Annotated in this window: 18 protein-coding genes; 8 read left to right on the forward strand and 10 right to left on the reverse strand. The window is 36.2% G+C overall.

Annotated elements, in window-relative coordinates; translation table 11 throughout:
• The first annotated feature begins 205 nt into the window (after positions 1 to 205).
• Positions 206 to 793: a class I SAM-dependent methyltransferase gene (locus WAZ07_RS09040; protein ID WP_336472168.1), complete on the forward strand. Its 588-nt coding sequence runs from the start codon at positions 206 to 208 to the stop codon at positions 791 to 793.
• Positions 794 to 1,209: 416 nt separating this feature from the next.
• Here the strand turns inward: WAZ07_RS09040 and fabI are convergent, their stop codons facing one another.
• Complete coding sequence (gene fabI / locus WAZ07_RS09045) at positions 1,210 to 1,986, reverse strand: enoyl-ACP reductase FabI (RefSeq protein ID WP_336472169.1); 777 nt, start codon at positions 1,984 to 1,986, stop codon at positions 1,210 to 1,212.
• A 541-nt stretch (positions 1,987 to 2,527) separates the two neighbouring features.
• On the opposite strand from fabI, the gene WAZ07_RS09050 reads away from it, so the two are divergent.
• On the forward strand, positions 2,528 to 3,688 hold the full coding sequence (locus WAZ07_RS09050) for an FtsW/RodA/SpoVE family cell cycle protein (protein WP_090915867.1): 1,161 nt from the start codon (positions 2,528 to 2,530) through the stop codon (positions 3,686 to 3,688).
• Positions 3,689 to 3,765: 77 nt separating this feature from the next.
• Positions 3,766 to 4,506, forward strand: a complete 741-nt coding sequence (gene prpE / locus WAZ07_RS09055; RefSeq protein ID WP_336472170.1) for a bis(5'-nucleosyl)-tetraphosphatase PrpE — start codon at positions 3,766 to 3,768, stop codon at positions 4,504 to 4,506.
• Between the two features lie 15 nt (positions 4,507 to 4,521).
• Here prpE and WAZ07_RS09060 read toward each other — a convergent pair whose 3' ends face one another.
• From WAZ07_RS09060 to WAZ07_RS09075, 4 genes are all read right to left on the reverse strand, one after another.
• The gene (locus tag WAZ07_RS09060; RefSeq protein WP_336472171.1) at positions 4,522 to 5,412 is read right to left on the reverse strand and encodes an RluA family pseudouridine synthase; all 891 of its coding nucleotides are present in this window, start codon (positions 5,410 to 5,412) and stop codon (positions 4,522 to 4,524) included.
• A 106-nt stretch (positions 5,413 to 5,518) separates the two neighbouring features.
• A complete protein-coding gene (locus WAZ07_RS09065) occupies positions 5,519 to 6,316 on the reverse strand; it encodes an NAD kinase (protein WP_090915863.1) in 798 nt (265 codons plus the stop codon).
• A 21-nt stretch (positions 6,317 to 6,337) separates the two neighbouring features.
• Complete coding sequence (locus WAZ07_RS09070) at positions 6,338 to 6,973, reverse strand: GTP pyrophosphokinase (RefSeq protein WP_090915861.1); 636 nt, start codon at positions 6,971 to 6,973, stop codon at positions 6,338 to 6,340.
• Positions 6,974 to 7,026: 53 nt separating this feature from the next.
• On the reverse strand, positions 7,027 to 7,398 hold the full coding sequence (locus tag WAZ07_RS09075) for a UPF0738 family protein (RefSeq protein ID WP_090915859.1): 372 nt from the start codon (positions 7,396 to 7,398) through the stop codon (positions 7,027 to 7,029).
• Between the two features lie 143 nt (positions 7,399 to 7,541).
• Here WAZ07_RS09075 and WAZ07_RS09080 point away from each other — a divergent pair, with 143 nt between their 5' ends.
• The 4 genes from WAZ07_RS09080 (at position 7,542) to WAZ07_RS09095 (ending at position 10,010) form a co-directional block, all read left to right on the forward strand.
• Complete coding sequence (locus WAZ07_RS09080) at positions 7,542 to 8,120, forward strand: CYTH domain-containing protein (RefSeq protein WP_336472172.1); 579 nt, start codon at positions 7,542 to 7,544, stop codon at positions 8,118 to 8,120.
• A 198-nt stretch (positions 8,121 to 8,318) separates the two neighbouring features.
• The gene (locus WAZ07_RS09085; RefSeq protein WP_090915855.1) at positions 8,319 to 8,714 is read left to right on the forward strand and encodes a globin domain-containing protein; all 396 of its coding nucleotides are present in this window, start codon (positions 8,319 to 8,321) and stop codon (positions 8,712 to 8,714) included.
• Positions 8,714 to 9,607: a ClpXP adapter SpxH family protein gene (locus WAZ07_RS09090; protein WP_336472173.1), complete on the forward strand. Its 894-nt coding sequence runs from the start codon at positions 8,714 to 8,716 to the stop codon at positions 9,605 to 9,607. Before WAZ07_RS09085 ends, WAZ07_RS09090 begins: the two co-directional genes overlap by 1 nt.
• Positions 9,608 to 9,836: 229 nt before the next feature.
• Entirely contained in the window at positions 9,837 to 10,010 is a 174-nt protein-coding gene (locus WAZ07_RS09095) for a hypothetical protein (RefSeq protein ID WP_090915851.1), read from the forward strand.
• Between the two features lie 36 nt (positions 10,011 to 10,046).
• Here the strand turns inward: WAZ07_RS09095 and pepF are convergent, their stop codons facing one another.
• The 4 genes from pepF to mecA form a co-directional block, all read right to left on the reverse strand.
• Entirely contained in the window at positions 10,047 to 11,873 is a 1,827-nt protein-coding gene (pepF, locus tag WAZ07_RS09100; protein WP_336472174.1) for an oligoendopeptidase F, read from the reverse strand.
• Positions 11,874 to 12,115: 242 nt separating this feature from the next.
• Positions 12,116 to 13,357: a competence protein CoiA gene (locus tag WAZ07_RS09105; protein WP_336472175.1), complete on the reverse strand. Its 1,242-nt coding sequence runs from the start codon at positions 13,355 to 13,357 to the stop codon at positions 12,116 to 12,118.
• A gap of 210 nt (positions 13,358 to 13,567) precedes the next feature.
• Positions 13,568 to 15,112 carry a cardiolipin synthase gene (gene cls / locus WAZ07_RS09110; protein WP_090915845.1) on the reverse strand — a complete coding sequence of 515 codons (1,545 nt, stop codon included), beginning with the start codon at positions 15,110 to 15,112 and terminating at the stop codon, positions 13,568 to 13,570.
• A gap of 75 nt (positions 15,113 to 15,187) precedes the next feature.
• Positions 15,188 to 15,862 (reverse strand): adaptor protein MecA, encoded by a 675-nt coding sequence (gene mecA / locus WAZ07_RS09115; RefSeq protein WP_336472176.1) that lies wholly within the window; start codon positions 15,860 to 15,862, stop codon positions 15,188 to 15,190.
• A gap of 662 nt (positions 15,863 to 16,524) precedes the next feature.
• Here mecA and WAZ07_RS09120 point away from each other — a divergent pair.
• Positions 16,525 to 17,193, forward strand: a complete 669-nt coding sequence (locus tag WAZ07_RS09120; RefSeq protein WP_336472177.1) for a TerC family protein — start codon at positions 16,525 to 16,527, stop codon at positions 17,191 to 17,193.
• A gap of 256 nt (positions 17,194 to 17,449) precedes the next feature.
• Here the strand turns inward: WAZ07_RS09120 and spx are convergent, their stop codons facing one another.
• The gene (gene spx, locus WAZ07_RS09125) at positions 17,450 to 17,845 is read right to left on the reverse strand and encodes a transcriptional regulator Spx (RefSeq protein WP_090915839.1); all 396 of its coding nucleotides are present in this window, start codon (positions 17,843 to 17,845) and stop codon (positions 17,450 to 17,452) included.
• Positions 17,846 to 18,070 lie beyond the last annotated feature (225 nt).

Genomic DNA, 18,070 nt, shown 5'->3' on the forward strand with positions numbered 1-18,070 from the left:
TAAAAGATAGGTGTCATCTCTATGAGAACGAAAGAGCGCCCTTTTATGCAATTTCCGTCTGGGTTACCAGTCGTCCATAATCGACAGAAACAGAAGAAGTGACTGTGCGTATTGAAAATAGACCTTTTTATTATACCGAAAAATAAAGTTAAGCATATACATAATATGGAATATTCTAACATTGAGAAAGAAGGTTATTTTTAATATGGAAAATAATAAAAGTATATATGAACTACTAACAATTGTAGATAGTATCGAAGGGTGGCTGCACTTTTCCGAACAATTCGCACTATTACATTTACCTGCACTAGTTGACCATCTATACGGAGATATAGTTGAAATCGGTTCATATAAAGGAAAGAGTACCATTGCATTAGGTCTTGGCAGTTCTTTAATGAGCACAAAAAAGTGTCCGATTTATGCCATTGACCCATTTATACCGAATAACGAACTTTATTATGGAAATTATTTTGATATTTTCTGGGATAATATAAAGAATCATGGACTAGAAGATAGTGTTATTCCAATTAAAAAGTATAGTACAGAAGCTTATGATGATTGTCCTAAATTAATAGCAGCGTTATTTATTGATGGTGATCACGAATATTCAAGTGTTAAACATGATATTATTCATTATACACCGAGAGTTGTAAAGGGAGGCTTAATTGCTTTCCATGACTATGGTCATCCCCATAATCTAGGGGTAGCTCAAGCCATACATGAACTTTGCATGAATGAAGATTATGAGTATTTCGGTTTATATGATACTTTACTCATAATCCGAAAACGATAAATAAAATCGCCCATATTTATCAAGTAGAAATTTTAAAATTTAAAACCAGAATTCCTCTGTTTAATCAACAACAGATTGATGGATGGAAAAGAAGTAGAGACTTATTGCACAATTGTCAAAAATGGTCGTACAAGCTTCCGCTTTGCTATCAATTGTTTTTATTGCTAATATCCAAATACATCAACAATTAATATCGGCTCCTTGCCAGATTATAGCACGGGGGGAAATCAGGATCTTAACTTCGTTTAACATGATTAGATTCCCCTTTCGATGGAATTATTAAAAAACAGTCCGAGTCTTAACAGAGCCTTCCCTCTATCATCATATTAGCCTAGTCAGTTACTTAGAGCAGCCTTAAAAACATACAACAAAAAAGCAATTGGCTATATACGGCCAATTGCTTTTTTTCAAGCTTTTTATCCTAAAATATGATATCCAGAATCTACATGAATATTCTCACCAGTCACACCACTTGCTAGATCACTGAATAAGAATAACGCTGTGTTTCCTACTTCTTCTTGTGTTACGTTACGACGCAACGGCGCACGTTCTTCAATTTGTTTTAAGATGCTGTTGAAATCGCCAACACCTTTTGCAGATAATGTGCGAATTGGTCCTGCTGATACAGCATTGATACGGATATTATGCTTTCCTAAGTCGTTCGCTAAATATTTTACGCTCGCTTCTAATGATGCTTTTGCAACGCCCATTACGTTGTAGTTCGATACAACGCGTTCTCCGCCAAGGTATGTTAATGTAACAATGCTTCCGCCTTCTGTCATCACTTCTTTCGCTGCTCTTGATACAGCTGTTAAAGAGAATGAGCTAATATTTTGTGCTAACAAAAAGCCATTACGAGATGTATCAACGAACTCACCTTTTAAATCATCGCGTTCTGCAAACGCAATACAATGAGCCAGTCCATGAATAACTCCAACCTCTTCCTTAATTGTTTGGAAGCAGCTTGCGATATCTTCATCATTTGTTACATCGCACGGTAATACAAGTGACTTTTGTCCTTCTAATGATTCTGCTAAATCACGTACATTCTTTTCTAAACGCTCTCCAGCATATGTGAAAATTAAGTTTGCTCCTGCGCTATGTAATGAACGAGCAATACCCCAAGCGATGCTTCGTTGGTTTGCAACACCCATTACAACAATATTTTTTCCTTTTAGATTGAGAAGATCCATATATTTATCCTCCTATTTTCATAAATGACAGTAGTTATTAGTACCTGATACTATTTTTATAATATCATAAATTATCCATAAGGCAAAATAAAAAATCATTTTCTACTATATAATACTTTTTTATTTCAATACAGAAGCATTATAATCCTGCCTTATATATTTATAGCTATATAAATCCAAATTAAAAAGCCAACATAAAACCATTCTTTTTCGGTGGGCGAGAGCATCTGGCCATGCATAGCAGCGGTCAGTGCCCTTTCCTGCCCTATGCAAGGTAAAACAAAGGGATAAAGCAAGTGCAGACTCTTCTGCATAGCCGTAATCTAGATGTCGAAAAATGAAAATGGATTCATATAGCAAAACATTTTGTAGTTTCTTACATAAGAATCACATAATCTTCAATATAATATATTTCTTTCCCCAACATCTGACATTCTCCTCCCTAAATCTAAACAACATATTTGCAAACAACAAAAAATCCGCTAAGATGGTAATAGTGTCTTTTTTAATAATAATGAGTAATAGAAAGGAATACAGTACGGTGAAAGATAAAAATTCTCAATATCAAATAGATTACATTTTAATACTAATTGTACTATCAATCGCTATGGTAAGTTGTTTTGCTATTGCAAGTGCACAGCCGTCCTTACCGCCAAATTTACAAAAGGTTAACTTCGTCGCCCAGCAAATTAAATGGTATGTAATTGGTGTGATCGCAATTGCTGCCGTTATGATCATCGACTTTGATCGTTATAAACAAATTTGCTGGTATTTATATGGATTTGCAATGGTTCTTCTTCTTGGACTTGAGTTTCATATTCCAGGCGCGGTAACAATTAAAGGGGCAACTGCTTGGTACTCAATTCCAGGTATCGGTAATTTCCAGCCATCAGAAATTATGAAACTCTTTTTAATTCTTGTCGTTGGTCGTATTATCGTAGACCATAATGAAAAATATGTAATTCGAACACCGCGAGAAGATTTACTCTTACTTGGGAAAATTTTTGCGGCGAGTTTACCACCACTGCTGTTAATTGCCAAAGAACCTGATTTAGGAAATACGATGGTAATTTCAGCAATGCTTGCTGCTATGATTTTAGTATCCGGGGTTCGCTGGCGCTTTATTTTCAGTTTAGCTGGCATTGTCGTTGCAGTTGCTACAATCCTTGTGTATATTTACTTTGCGCACACTGCATTTTTTAAAGCGCATATTTTAAAGGAATATCAATTAGATCGTTTCTACGGTTGGTTAGCGCCTTATGAATACGAAACACAAGGTTTTCAATTAACACAATCTCTTTTAGCAACTGGATCCGGTGAATTGTACGGCAAAGGCTGGGAAAATGGACAAGTATACTTCCCTGAACCTCATACAGACTTTATATTTACAAATATCGCTGAAAAATTTGGATTTTTAGGAGGAAGCGTCGTTATTTCACTCTACTTCCTGCTGATTTATCGTATGATTCATATTGCGTTAGAAAGTAATGATCCATATGGCAGTTATATATGCGCAGGAACAATTGGGATGTTTACATTCCAAGTATTCCAAAATATCGGTATGACAATTGGACTACTTCCTATTACCGGTATTACATTACCACTTTTAAGCTACGGTGGTAGTTCCTTACTTACCTATATGATTGCAATTGGCTTCATTCTGAACGTACAGTCACGAACAAAGAAATTTATGTTTGATTAAACCATATCCTAGTGGATATGGTTTTTTCTTCTCTTCATAGCGGTATACTAATCAAAAAAAAGAGTAGGTGATTTCATATGAAGTATGATGTTATTGGAGATATTCATGGCTGTTTAGAGGAATTTCAAGCATTAACAAAGCAGCTTGGCTATACATGGGATAGCGGATTACCAGTTCATCCTCAAAAACGACAACTTGCTTTCGTAGGCGATATTACAGACCGCGGTCCTCATTCTCTTCGCATGATTGAAATTGTTTGGGAACTTGTCATACATAAACAAGAAGCATATTATGCTCCTGGCAATCACTGCAATAAATTATATCGTTACTTTCTTGGGCGCAAGGTGCAGGTGACACACGGTCTAGAAACAACCGTTGCAGAATACGAATCATTAGGCACACGCGAGCAAAAAATCATCCAGAAAAAGTTTATCGACCTTTACGAACAATCGCCTCTCTATCACGTACTAGATAACGAAAAACTTGTTGTTTGTCACGCTGGTATTCGCCAAGATTACATTGGAAGAAGCGATAAGAAAGTTCAAACTTTCGTCTTGTACGGTGATATTACAGGCGAAAAGCATCCTGATGGTTCTCCTGTCCGACGTGACTGGGCGAAGCATTATACTGGGGATGCTTGGATTGTATATGGACATACACCTGTACAAGAACCTCGATTCGTCAATCATACTGTAAATATTGATACGGGATCCGTATTTGGCGGAAAATTAACAGGACTTCGTTATCCAGAAATGGAGACGGTGTCCGTTCCTTCTTCGATGCCGTTTGTGCCAGAGAAATTCCGTTCTATTGACTAAAAAAAGCTGATGGAATCATGGTTCCATCAGCTTTTTCATATCTTCGGGTAACTCCGCATGAAATGTAAGCTGCCTTTCTAATATCGGATGATAAAACGTTAAATTTGTACTATGCAGGGCTTGCCTCTTTATTTCATCCGTTTTCCCGCCGTACAAATCATCACCAAGTAACGCATGGCCAAGATGCGCCATATGAACTCTAATTTGATGAGTACGCCCTGTTTCTAATTGAAGCGCTACATGTGTCTTATCTTTCAATCTTTTTTGCACATGAAAATGAGTAACTGCTCGCTGCCCATCTTTACGGACCATACGCTCAATAATACTATCATCTGTTCTTGCAATGGGAGCATCAATTGTTCCGCTGTCCTCTGCTATCATTCCATGAACAATTGCTTCATATGTTCTTTTTACTTGTTTTTGCTGATGTTGCTTTGATAGCAAATGGTGAATAAAACGATTTTTTGCAATTAACATCAAACCAGATGTATCTCGGTCAAGCCTTGTTACGATATGTACTGTACTTGCCAAATTTTGCTGATCATAATAATGCAAAAGAGCATTTGCTACACTCCCGATTGGATGCTCTCTTGATGGAATTGTTGACATATACGGCTGCTTATTAATAACAAGAACAGAATCATCTTCATACACAACTGAGAGAGGAATACTCTCACTTCGCATCCCTTCGCTTCTCTGCTCAGGCGGGAAGTATACTACTAACTTTTCTCCTTCTTGCAAAACATGACGTACATTTACATGATGTTCATTCACTTCAATTTCTCCGCCATGAAACTTTATATCTGTTAATGCTGCTTTTGAAATACCTTTCGCTTTCAAAAATTCTCGAATAAGCATTCCTTCATCCGTTTTTGTTATACACCACGTTAAAGTAAACCTTCTCAATTGCATAACTCTCTTCTAACCCTCTCTAATGGTGTGTTTACGATGCAAAACCAACCCGTACGAGCCCGATTAGCCGGGCTAACCTTTCATGAAAGGAAGTTACACTTTACTGATCCGCAACAAATGAATCGCGCACCCGCTTCCAAAATGGAAATGGGCGAAATCTAACAAATCGAACCCTTTGATTTGCGACCCGATATTGAATTGATTTAACATCTTGGTGAACCATTGTTAAATGATCAATTGTAATTTGCAAGTTCATTCCTGTAACTGGTTTTAACACACACGTATGATGCTTCGGTAGTACGAGCGGAGATCCGACTGTACGGAAAACGCGGTTATTAATAGACGCCATTTCTGTAATTTGAATCGCTTCCAACGATGGATGAATAATTGCACCACCAAGTGCTTTATTATACGCAGTACTACCAGAAGGTGTTGAAATACAGAGACCATCGCCGCGAAATGTTTCAAAATATTCACCACGAATTTCTACATCCATAACAAGCGTTCCTTCACTGCTTTTTACCGTTGCTTCATTTAGCGCTAAATATTGTGATTCTTTACTTCCATTCATATAACGAATAATGACCTCTAATAATGGATATTCAACAACTTGAAAAGGCGTTTTCGCAATTGCAATGACAAGCTTCTCAACTTCTGTCGGTAACCAATCTGCATAAAATCCTAAATGCCCAGTATGCACGCCGACAAATGCTGTTTTGTCTAACCGATTTTGGTAGCGATGAAACGCATGCAGCAGCGTTCCGTCTCCTCCAACGGAAATTACAATATCTGGCTCGTTTTCATCCATTGTAAATTCAAAATTACATAAGTACTCGATCATCGTACCCATAAGCGCATTTGATGATTGATCTCCCTTTGACATAATTGCAAATTTCATCGCCCAACACCCTTTAGTTTATTATTCTGTTTCCTTCGTCTCTTTCTTGCGCGAAAAAATCTTTTGTGCCTCTTTAATTTCAAGACGAATCGAAGACATCTCTTCGTCTAATAAATAAGCTGCTTCAGCTGCGCGCTGCAAACGCACTTTAATATCTTCTGGAAAGCGCCCACGATATTTATAATTTAAAGAATGCTCGATTGTTGCCCAAAAATTCATTGCTAACGTTCGAATTTGAATTTCAACTAACACTTTTTTCTCTCCGCGAATCGTTTGCACAGGGTAACTAATAACAACGTGATAGGAGCGATATCCACTGTCTTTCTTTTTCGTCACGTAATCGCGTTCTTCGACAATTTCAAAATCGTTACGTTTTCGTAAAAATTCTACCACTGGCTTAATATCATCAACAAATTGGCACATCATCCGAAGCCCCGCAATGTCTTGCATCTCTTCTTGCAAACGACTGAGCGAAATGTTTCGTTTTTCTGCTTTATCAATAATACTTGCAACAGATTTGACTCTACCTGTTACAAACTCAATCGGCGAATGTTCGGCCAACATTTCAAACTGAGAACGCATTCCTTTTAATTTTACTTTCAATTCTCCTACAGCTTGATGATAAGGGGCTAAAAATTCTTCCCAATTTCGATCCAATGTAACCACCACCAAAACAAATCAGTTTCTTTTATCTCACTGAAAGCTTCTCTTTACAGAAACACTCTTTCTACTTCATTTACGAGTTTCTCACCATAATTTGCATTTCCTTCAATATTTTCAATTAAATAATCTAATTCTTCCTTCATTTGTTCTAACTCAATTTCAACGTCTTGAATACGCACAAACATTTTTTCGTCATTCTGCATTGCATGTTTTAATTCTTCCCAACACGTATGTGGGATGCTTACGTAAATAAAAGATGTTTCATTCTCTAAAATATATAAAAATGATAAATTGTCTGAATCCACAAGTACATGACTACGTGCCTTTAATTCTTCTACACATAGCTCTGTATTTTCTGCACAAAAAATAAGAGCATTCTCTCTTTTTTCTACGCTCTTAACTTGAATTTTATTTTGCATACTTTAACTCCTCCATATCATACTTCCTGTCATAATCAACACTTTCATTGTAACATAACATACACTGAAACAAATAAAACATTGATTGAAATTTAAGAAAAAGCGATAATGAGTAACAGATATTTTATAAAAGGAGCGTACATATGAAACAAGAAATTGAAATTGAATTTAAAAATATAGTGACAAAAGAAGAATTCCATTCTTTATGTCATGCATTTTCCATTACAACATTTGCAAAACAAGTCAATCATTATTTCGAAACGCCAGCATTTTCATTAAAAAACGCTGGTTCTGCCCTTCGTATTCGCTATAAAAATAATACGTATACGCTAACACTCAAACAGCCAGCAGAGGTTGGCTTATTAGAGACACATCAAACGTTAACAGAAGAAGAAGCTCACATAATGATTGAAACAAATAAAGTAATCGAGGGTGCTGTTTCTAAGCAATTAGAAAGCCTACAAATTCCTGTTTCTTCAATACAGTATATGGGAAGCTTAACAACAGAACGAGCAGAAACAACATTCGAAGGCGGTACACTCGTATTCGATCATAGTTTTTATTACGAGCATGATGATTATGAAATCGAATATGAAGTAAGCGATGAGCAGGCTGGACAAACAGCATTTTCTTCTTTCTTAAAGGAACATAATATTCCTGTCAGACATACAAAAAACAAAGTGCAACGCTTTTTTCTTGCCAAAGAGCAAAAAGAGCAATAAACTAGCAAAGGATTGATTGAGAGCTATTTATTTGCTCTTCATGACAATCCGTTGCTACAATAAAGTGAAACTTCCTTCAGAGGGTGCCTTTCCCACTGATGGAAAGCTCTTACTTACAATTATCTCTCGCCTATCTCTTTGTTTTTCTACAAATAATAGCGGGGATAGATATATTTGATGGAAAAAGGAGTTATAAGGATGAACAAGCAACCAACGACACCATTTGAAGCAATTGGCGGTGAACAAGGCATTGCAAGATTAGTCGATACATTTTATTCCTATGTCAGTAAACACCCTGACTTATCTCCCATCTTCCCAGACGATTTAACAGAAACTGCTAGGAAGCAAAAACAATTTTTAACGCAATATTTAGGAGGACCGAGCCTTTATACAGAAGAGCATGGTCATCCCATGCTACGCGCTCGCCATCTGCCATTCGAAATTACACCAAAGCGAGCAAAAGCCTGGCTCTCCTGTATGGAGCAAGCAATGGATGATACGGATGTACACGGACCGATTCGTGATTTTATATTTGAACGTTTAACATTAACTGCACAGCATATGGTTAATACTCCTGAAACAGGTGAAGCTTAATGGATAAACAGGAATCAAAACATACTGTACCAATCTCTTCTTCAAAATGTGAGCCTAAGTCTGTAGAAGCATATTTATTTATTGATCCACTATGTAAAGATTGTTGGGAAATTGAGCCATTAATAATTAAATTATGGCTCGAATATGGAAAATACTTTTCACTCCGTCACATTGTTACTGGTAAGGTAGAAGGGGCTATTTCCCCATCACACAAATGGAATAAACCTGCTAATATTCGATTTGTGTGGGAGAAAACAACAAGTTTACAAGGGTTTTCTTGCGACGGAAAAGTATATATGCACAGCGGCGCATCAACTCCATATATCACTTCACTTGCAATTAAAGCGGCAGAATTACAAGGTCGAAAAGCAGGTTCGAAATTTTTACGAAAACTCCAAGAGTGCATTTTACTCGAAAATATAGCAAAACCAAACATAGATACGCTGCTCATATGTGCGAAGCAAAGTGGAATTGATGTGGAAGAATTCAAACAAGATTTACATTCTGTAAGTGCAGCAAAAGCATTTCAATGCGATTTAAAATTTACGAATGAAATGCACATTACAGAAATTCCTTCTCTCGTTTTCTTTCATGCAAATTCAAACGAAGAAGGAATTAAAATTGGCGGTATTTATTGTTACGATGTATACGTACAAGTATTAAAAGAAATTGTAAAAGAAGAAATTGAGCCACAACCACTTCCTTCTCTAGAACTATTACTAGAGCATGTTCAGTTTATATCAACAAAAGAAATTGCTTTTATTTATAATTACTCTGAAAATGAAACAGAACGAGAAATGAAAAAATTGTTACTGAAGAGAAAAGTGCGCATGATTGATATAAACCGAGAACATTATTGGAAATGGATTACAAAGGAAAACGACCTAGTGTAAACACTAGGTCGTTTTCTTTACGGCTTATAAAAATATTAAAGGGGATGGGAGAAATTTCACGTTCAAACAAAGGGGTATATGTTTGTATGTGAATTCGTTCACGTTTATTATATTACAAGATTCGACGTTAATTGACAACCTTTTTTGTCGAATTTCACATTTCTGTCACATTCTAAACGTTTTCATTTTAGAATACAATATATAAAGAGTCTTTTTAGGAGGGTTTTCATTGAAAAAATCCTATCTTGTATTACTCCTTTGTATTATTTTTTTGTTTTTTTGTTTATACGTTCTCTCATTATTACAAGTGTTTCCGCTTATTTTAGCACTTCCACTTTTATTTGGAGCAATTATATTCGCTGTATCTTATTTCAATAACCAAAAGCGTTTCAAAGGGTTTTAACAAAAAAACGAGAGTCATGCGACTCTCGTTTTCTTTCTACTTCTCTTCGAATAGAAGTGCTTCTAATTCATTTAATTTCTCTTCAAATACTTGCATTGCTTCCTTTACAGGCTCTGATGACGTCATATCAACACCAGCTTTTTTCAATACTTCAATTGGATAGTCAGAGCTTCCTGCTTGTAAGAACTCATTAATGTAACGTTCTACAGCTGGCTTACCTTCTTCTAAAATTTGTTTTGATAGAGCAGTTGCTGCACTGAAGCCCGTTGCATATTGATATACATAATAGTTGTAATAGAAATGTGGAATACGGGACCACTCTAAACCAATTTCTTTATCGATAACTAAGCTATCGCCGAAATACTTTTTATTTAGCTCATAGTAAATGTCCGTTAACATATCTGGTGTTACTGCATGACCTTCTTGCACTTTTTGATGAATCACATGTTCAAACTCAGCAAACATAGTTTGACGGAATACTGTGCCACGGAAACCTTCTAAATAATGATTCAATAAGTATAGGCGCTTCTTCTTATCATCTGTCGTTTTTAATAAGTAGTCATTGAGAAGTGCCTCATTACATGTAGACGCTACCTCCGCGACGAAAATCGAATAATCACCATACACGTAAGGCTGCGTTTTTCTTGTATAGTAACTATGCACAGAGTGACCGAACTCGTGCGCAAGCGTAAATAAATTATTTACATTATCATGCCAGTTCATTAATACATATGGATTTGTTCCATATGCACCAGATGAATAAGCGCCGCTTCGTTTCCCTTTATTTTCATATACATCTACCCAGCGATTTTCATATGCTTCTTGTAAAATTTCAACATACTCTTCCCCAAGTACATGTAATGATTGTAAGAGCATATCTTGCGCTTCTTTATATGTGACGTTCATTTTCACTTCTGGTACGAGCGGTGTGTATAAATCGTACATGTGCAATTCATCTAATCCAAGTGCTCGTTTCCGAATATCAATGTAACGATGTAATAAATGTAAATTTTCATTTACTGTTTCCACAAGTTGATCATACACAGACTCTGGAATATTATTATTGCTCAGCGCAGCTTGGCGAGCAGAATCATATTTACGGACACTTGCATAAAAATTATTTCGCTTAATTGCACCGTTTAATGTGCTTGCAAATGTATTCTTATATTTCCCATACGTTTCATATACAGCATGAAATGCATCATGGCGCACACGAGGATCATCACTTTCTAAAAATTGAATATAACGTCCATGCGTCACTTCTACCTCTTCCCCATTTTCATCTTGAATAGATGGGAATTTCAAGTCTGCGTTATTTAGTATACCAAACGTGTTACTAGATGCACCCATAACCTCAGAAGCTTGAGCTAATAACGCTTCTTCCGCCTCTGATAATACGTGAGGACGTTGACGCGTAATTTCTTCTAATGCATGCTCATATACCTTTAATTCTTTATTTTCTTGTAAAAATGATTGTAATGTCTCTTCTTCAATTGTTAAAATTTCTGGCACAATGTACGCCATGCCACTTGACGCTTGAGAGTATAAACTTTTTGCACGATCATTTAACGCTTGATAAGATGAATTTGTTGTATCTTGGTCATAGCGCATATGTGCGTATGTATACAGTTTGCCAAGACGCATTGATATCTCATCTTCATATTGCAGTGCCTCTAGCAATGTATTTGCTGACTCTCCAAGTTTTCCTTTAAATTCCATCAGCTTTGGTAATAGTTCTTTTACCGCTTGAAATTCCGTTTCCCACTCTGCATCCGTTTGGAAAATATCTTCTAAGCGCCACGTGTTTTCTACTTCAATCTCGCTACGCGCTGGCAGTGCTTTTACAGTTTTTGGTTCAGTCATTTGTAAACCCTCCTTATTCATATCCCCTATATAAATCCATTTTGATTTTTCAACATACAAGTCGCCGCCATGCAGAAACAATATGATCGCTACTTGCCTTCTCCTTTTGTTTTAAATCGTGCCCGTGGCAGAAAAAGGCCCTGACCGCTGCTATGCACGGCCAGATGCTCTCGTTCACCTAAAAGGAAAGGGTTTTATGCTGTTCTTTCAATTCGTATTTATATAGTACAATTCGATTCTTCTTATGTAATTCCTCCTGGGTACTTTTCTATTATATCCGTTTTCACTTCACTCATGTTGTACTTTGCTTCCAAAAGCATAAGAGCCTCTGTTAAAAATAAGCGATCAAATTTCTGCACTTCCTCTTCTGTTTTAGGAACAAAAAAACAACGTATTTTTCGATATTTGTAAACATCAACTTGCTCAATTTCCCCAATTACACATAAAAATCGCATATATTCTCTCACTGCTTGCTGCCAAAATATTTGCGGAAAATATGGCAGGGACCTTCTACGAATCCCCCTATGTTGTTCCACATACTGAAAAACAGTATGCAATGAAAAATATTCTCCTACCGCAAATTTTCCCAGTAGCTCAATTAAAATATAAGCTTGCCATATGAAAGAATGCGTACGAAATGCCAAAAGCGATGGTAACGGAACACCTATTTCAGCAGGAAAACAAGAAGGAGATATACGATTCTCATAAAGAAGCTCTAAAAAAGAACGCTCCCCCTGCTTCCACATATGAATGCCATTTGCTCGGAAGCGCTGTTTTTTATTCATCCACTCTTTTTCTAAACGTTCAATGGAAATAGGTGATGTTGTAAGAAGGGTTTTGAATGTAGTGATAGGAAGAGGAAAATAAATTGCATGTGAAAAAACGATCGACGAGGAAAAAGGTAAAAGAAGATTACATTTGAAAAAAGCTTTTACATTAGGACAAAAATAGAGGAGATATGGATTTGGATAATATTGCACACAGCAGGAATGAAAAGAGGATAGCGACAACCAATATGCCCCGTGACGTTTGAATTGATTCCCTCCTAAAATCCATAATATTTGAATCCCTTCTTTCCAATACCCTTCTGTTCGTTTTAACAACTGCTTCTCTGATAAAGTTGCGCATTGATATTCAATTGCAATTTGCCGATTATCAATTGTTACAAACAAATCCGGCCGCTGCTGAATCGCTGGTAAATAGTGCTCTATCTTTATTGAACAAACTTGTGACTGAAACCATCTGTATAACTGCTCTTTCCCCCGCAAATGGTACGCCGATTCATTTTCAAATTCAACTTTACAGCTATGTGATTTCTTATGTGCAAAGTGCCACTGCTTTTGTTTTCCTAATTTCAGCTGTACTTCGTAATGACAAATGGGACAGAAAAAGCGCTCGTTCTCCCGTAACATCATAAGCTGCTTTTCCTGCCATCCATGAAGAAGATGAATTTCTTCTCCATTTTCTCTCTTCGCAACAAACATAGAATCATCCCTTTCTTCCGTATGGACTATTCGACAATAACAAACAAGTTCCTGCCTAGATAAGGTGAAACTTCCTTCAGTAAGCACCTTTTCCTACTGAAGGAAAGCTCTCACCAATCGGGCTCTTACGGGCAGTTTTTTCGTCTTGAGACACTAGAAGATACTGCCCTAAAGTAGCGGGATACAAAAAAGACTCATTTCCATGAGCCTTTAAAGTAACGGAGATAATAAACGGTATGTCGATTCTACAATCCGCATCACAAGACGACGGTTATTAAAACGATCGACATGAATTTCATTCGACACCTGCAAATCTTTTTCAAAATCGGTCACAAGTTTGCGAATACTGTTTGTATCATATAAAAAAGCGTTCACTTCAAAATTCAAATGAAAACTTCTCATATCCATATTTGCCGTTCCAATTGACGCCAAATCAGAATCAACAATCACAACCTTGCTGTGTAGAAATCCTTTTTCATATTCATATATCTTGACGCCTGCCTCTAATAATTCTGGAAAATAAGAACGTGACGCATAAAATACCGTCCTCTTATCCGGTTTGCTCGGCATTAACAATCGAACATCAATACCTGCTAAGGCCGCTACTTTTAATGCTGATAAAATATCATCATCTGGAATAAAATATGGCGTTGCAATCCAAATTGATTTTCGTGCCGAGGCAATCATTGCAAAATATAAATGCTTAATCGTTTCCCACTTATTATCAGGTCCGCCTGCAACGAGCTGCACACCTCCCTGTTCATCCCCTTTTACAACATCCGCCTGTAAATAATCAGGAGTTAATACAGCTTCCCCCGTCATATAAAACCAATCTTGTAAAAAGATAAGTTGTAAACTTCGCACAGCTTCGCCTCGTAAATACAAATGAGTGTCTCGCCAAAAACCAAAATATTTATTTTCTCCTAAATACTCGTCCCCAATATTTAAACCGCCAACAAACCCTTCATTTCCGTCAACAACAATAATTTTCCGGTGATTTCGATAGTTAATCTTGTCGTTTAAAATAGGAAAACGTACAGGAAAAAACGGAACCATTTCAACACCGGCATTGTTCAATTCCTCAATATATGTGTTTGAAAGTTTAAAACTCCCTACAGCATCATATAAAAATCGAACGCTTACACCCTCTTTTGCTTTTTGAATAAGAATGTCCTTAATTTTTGTACCAATTTTATCATCACGCACAATATAATATTCCATATGAATATGATGCTTTGCCTTTTTCAATCCATCTAAAATAGCTTGAAATGTCTCTTTCCCATTTGTTAATACTTTCGTTTCCGTATGAAAGGAAATATTTAATGCCCCTAAACGATCAGCTAACCGAAATAACAATTCTTGATGTTCATGCTTTTTCAATATACGATCTTGATCGTACTCATGCCCTTTATACTGTAAAAATGCTTGTTCGTCTAAAAGCGCTTTCTTTTGAAACATTCGTTTCCTTCGAAAATTTTGTCCGAACAGAAGATATGCAAAAAAACCGATTACCGGAAAAATGCCAAGTACAATTAACCAAGTTAGTGTTTTCGAGGGATGACGATTTTCCAAAAAAATGACAAAACCAATTAGAAACCCTGATATTGTAAATAAAATACTTAAAATTCCTAAAAACGAAATATCTTTAATACCAATTACATCTGAATAAAATGCTACATCAATAAATAGACGCAACGAAATAAATACCACAAATAAACCAATTAAAAAGAACAATAGCTTCAACGTATTTTTCATATCCGCCCTCCTTACTTACAATCACGGTTCGTATATGTGCATTTAAAAAGCCGATTTCATTATAAGGAAATCGGCCTACATTCCAGGAGAAAAATGATGACGAATCGTTTCAAGTGCCCCTTCAGTAACAATTTGCTTTCCATATTCACGAACACGATGAATTGTTAAAGCGGATTCCTCGCCATATTCTAACATCACGCTTAAAATACGGTCAATTTCCTCTTCATCGTGCACTACCTCATCAAACTCGACATATACATAATAGCGGTTTTCAAATGAATATAATTCATCTTTTATCTCTTCAAATATAAGTCGATGACTTAATGAAATAACATGCTCAAAGTCGTCAAATTTAATTAAAAAACCGAATGTACCATCTTCGTTAAAAATTGCTCCTGCTTCTGCCTCTTCTAATTCCTGCTCAAATAACGATTCAATTCGCTCATCTAAAGGAATATCGATAATCTTATCAAGACCAATTGGTAATTCTAATTTTTGTCCGTCTTTCGAAAGCTGTGCTTTCGTTACAAGTACCTCAATTCCCTTTTCAAGTGCCTGCACTTGAATCCAAAGCGGCCCGTCTATAAAAAAGTCATCATGGTCACGCGCTTCATCCATCATTTCCCAAAATAATTGTTCACTTTTATCGCGATTATACCAAATGTCTTCACGGTTAAATCCACGGTCTTCTATATCAATGTACGAGATATAAAATTTCATCGTATGATCATTAACTCTTTCAATATCCATAATGCACCTTTCCCTTCCTATTTGGAATGGTTATGAAGGGACTCCCCAATCATATTACAAAAAAATTAGAATCTTGTACTCTCATTTTATGATAAGATGCACCAGAATGGAAATAAAATCACCTTATTTACCAAAAAAACAGTCATTTACCTAATTTCTCATTCAATATATACATACAAATTGAAAAAAACGCTTTTTTTAGTTAGGCGAGTGCTTCTGACCATGCATAGGAGCGGTCAGGGCCTTTTTCTGCCACGGGCGGGATTTAAAACAAAGGGAGATAGCGAGTGCAAAGCACCTTTTTTCTTCATAGCCGCGATTTATATGTTGAAAATCAAAAACCGAACTAAAATACTTTCTTTTTATGGGCGAGAGCATCTGGCCTAGCATCACAGCGGTCATGTTGTTTCTTCGTAGCATCAACTAATAGAGTCGAAAGTTAAAATGGATTCCCTCTTCTTATTTCAGAAAAAACATTGGACATGCTATCACCGGAAATGATTGTCCTATATTCTTTTTTCCTGCATATGATGTAAACGAAACAAGCTTACAAATACATCGGCTGTCCATATATCTCTTACCTATGACGTGACTGAAAACAAATCCGCTCCTAATAGACGATATTTCTCTCTATTAGGACTGAGTAAATGGAGGCAAACTGAATGGATTTAGACTTTCTCACATCCATCTTTATAATCGTTGGTATTGATGTTGTATTAGGCGGCGATAACGCAATTGTCATTGCACTCGCTAGTCGAAACTTACCAGAGACAGAACGGAATAAAGCTATTGTTTTAGGCACTGGTTTAGCCATCATATTACGTATCCTACTCACAATAATGGCCGTTTATTTACTTAATATTCCCTTTTTGCAATTAGCAGGTGGCATTTTACTCACTTTCATTGCAATCAATCTGCTTACAGATAACAGCCATGATCTTTCTAGTATTAAGGCAAAGACAACATTATTCCAAGCTGTGCGAACAATCGTTTTCGCAGATCTTGTTATGGGATTTGATAATGTACTTGCAATCGCAGGAGCTTCTCATGGAAATATTACATTAGTTATTCTCGGATTACTCATTTCTATTCCTATTATTATTTGGGGAAGTAAGCTTATTTTATTATGCATGGAAAGATTTCCTCTTCTCGTCTATATCGGCGCTACAATCTTAGCTTACACAGCAGGCAGCATGGTAACACATGAAGAAAATCTTAGATCATTTTTCGAGACAAAACCACTTTTCACGGCAAGCATTCCCTTTCTTTTTATGATTACGGTGCTACTAGTTGGAATTGTTGTAAACCAAGTAAAGCTGCGAAATACTTGAACTATTTATCATTGATTATTATCAGACTTTTGCTGTCTGCTATAAATACAAATAAAAACCCCATTTCTTTTTAGGGGGACGAGAGCATCTGGCCATGCATAGCAGCTACATATATGTTGAAAAATCAAAATGGATTTCTGTAAAATATCGGTCGTTTGACGAAATGTACAGTATATCCTCCGTACAAAATGAAAAGGAACTGATTCACTCATCCTGCTAAAACAGGAGAGGGAATCAGTTCCTTTTGCATATTATATTAATTTACAAGACGCTGCGCTTCTCGCAATTGGAACGTTCTCACTGTTCGTGGTAAGAAACGACGAATTTCATCTTCGTTATAACCAACTTGCAGGCGTTTTTCATCAATGATAATAGGACGACGAAGAATACCTGGGTAATCGCGAATAAGCTTATATAAATCTTGAAGAGGTAAAGATTCTAAATTAATATTCAATTCTTGAAAAATTTTAGAACGAGTTGAAATAATCTCATCTGTTCCGCTTTCCGTCATACGTAAAATCTCTTTAATTTCCTCAATCGATAATGGATCAGAGAAAATATTACGTTCTGTATAAGGAATATGGTTTTCCTCTAACCATAATTTCGCTTTTCTACAAGACGTACAACTTGGAGAACTATATAGTGTTACCATACATTACTCACTCTCCTTAAAAGAGTACAAATTCTGTACTATTTCACATTTTTATAATTACATTCAAACAAATTTTGTATTACTCATGATTACTTATCTAAAAATAAAGAACTTCTAAACCTGTAAGCGAACTTCTCTAAAAAAATAATTACTTTAAATAAGTAACTTCTATAATTCATTATACAATAGAACAGAAGAGAAATATACAATAATTTTTCTTCATAA

Source organism: Bacillus bruguierae, assembly GCF_037104725.1.
Lineage (GTDB): Bacteria > Bacillota > Bacilli > Bacillales > Bacillaceae_G > Bacillus_A > Bacillus_A bruguierae.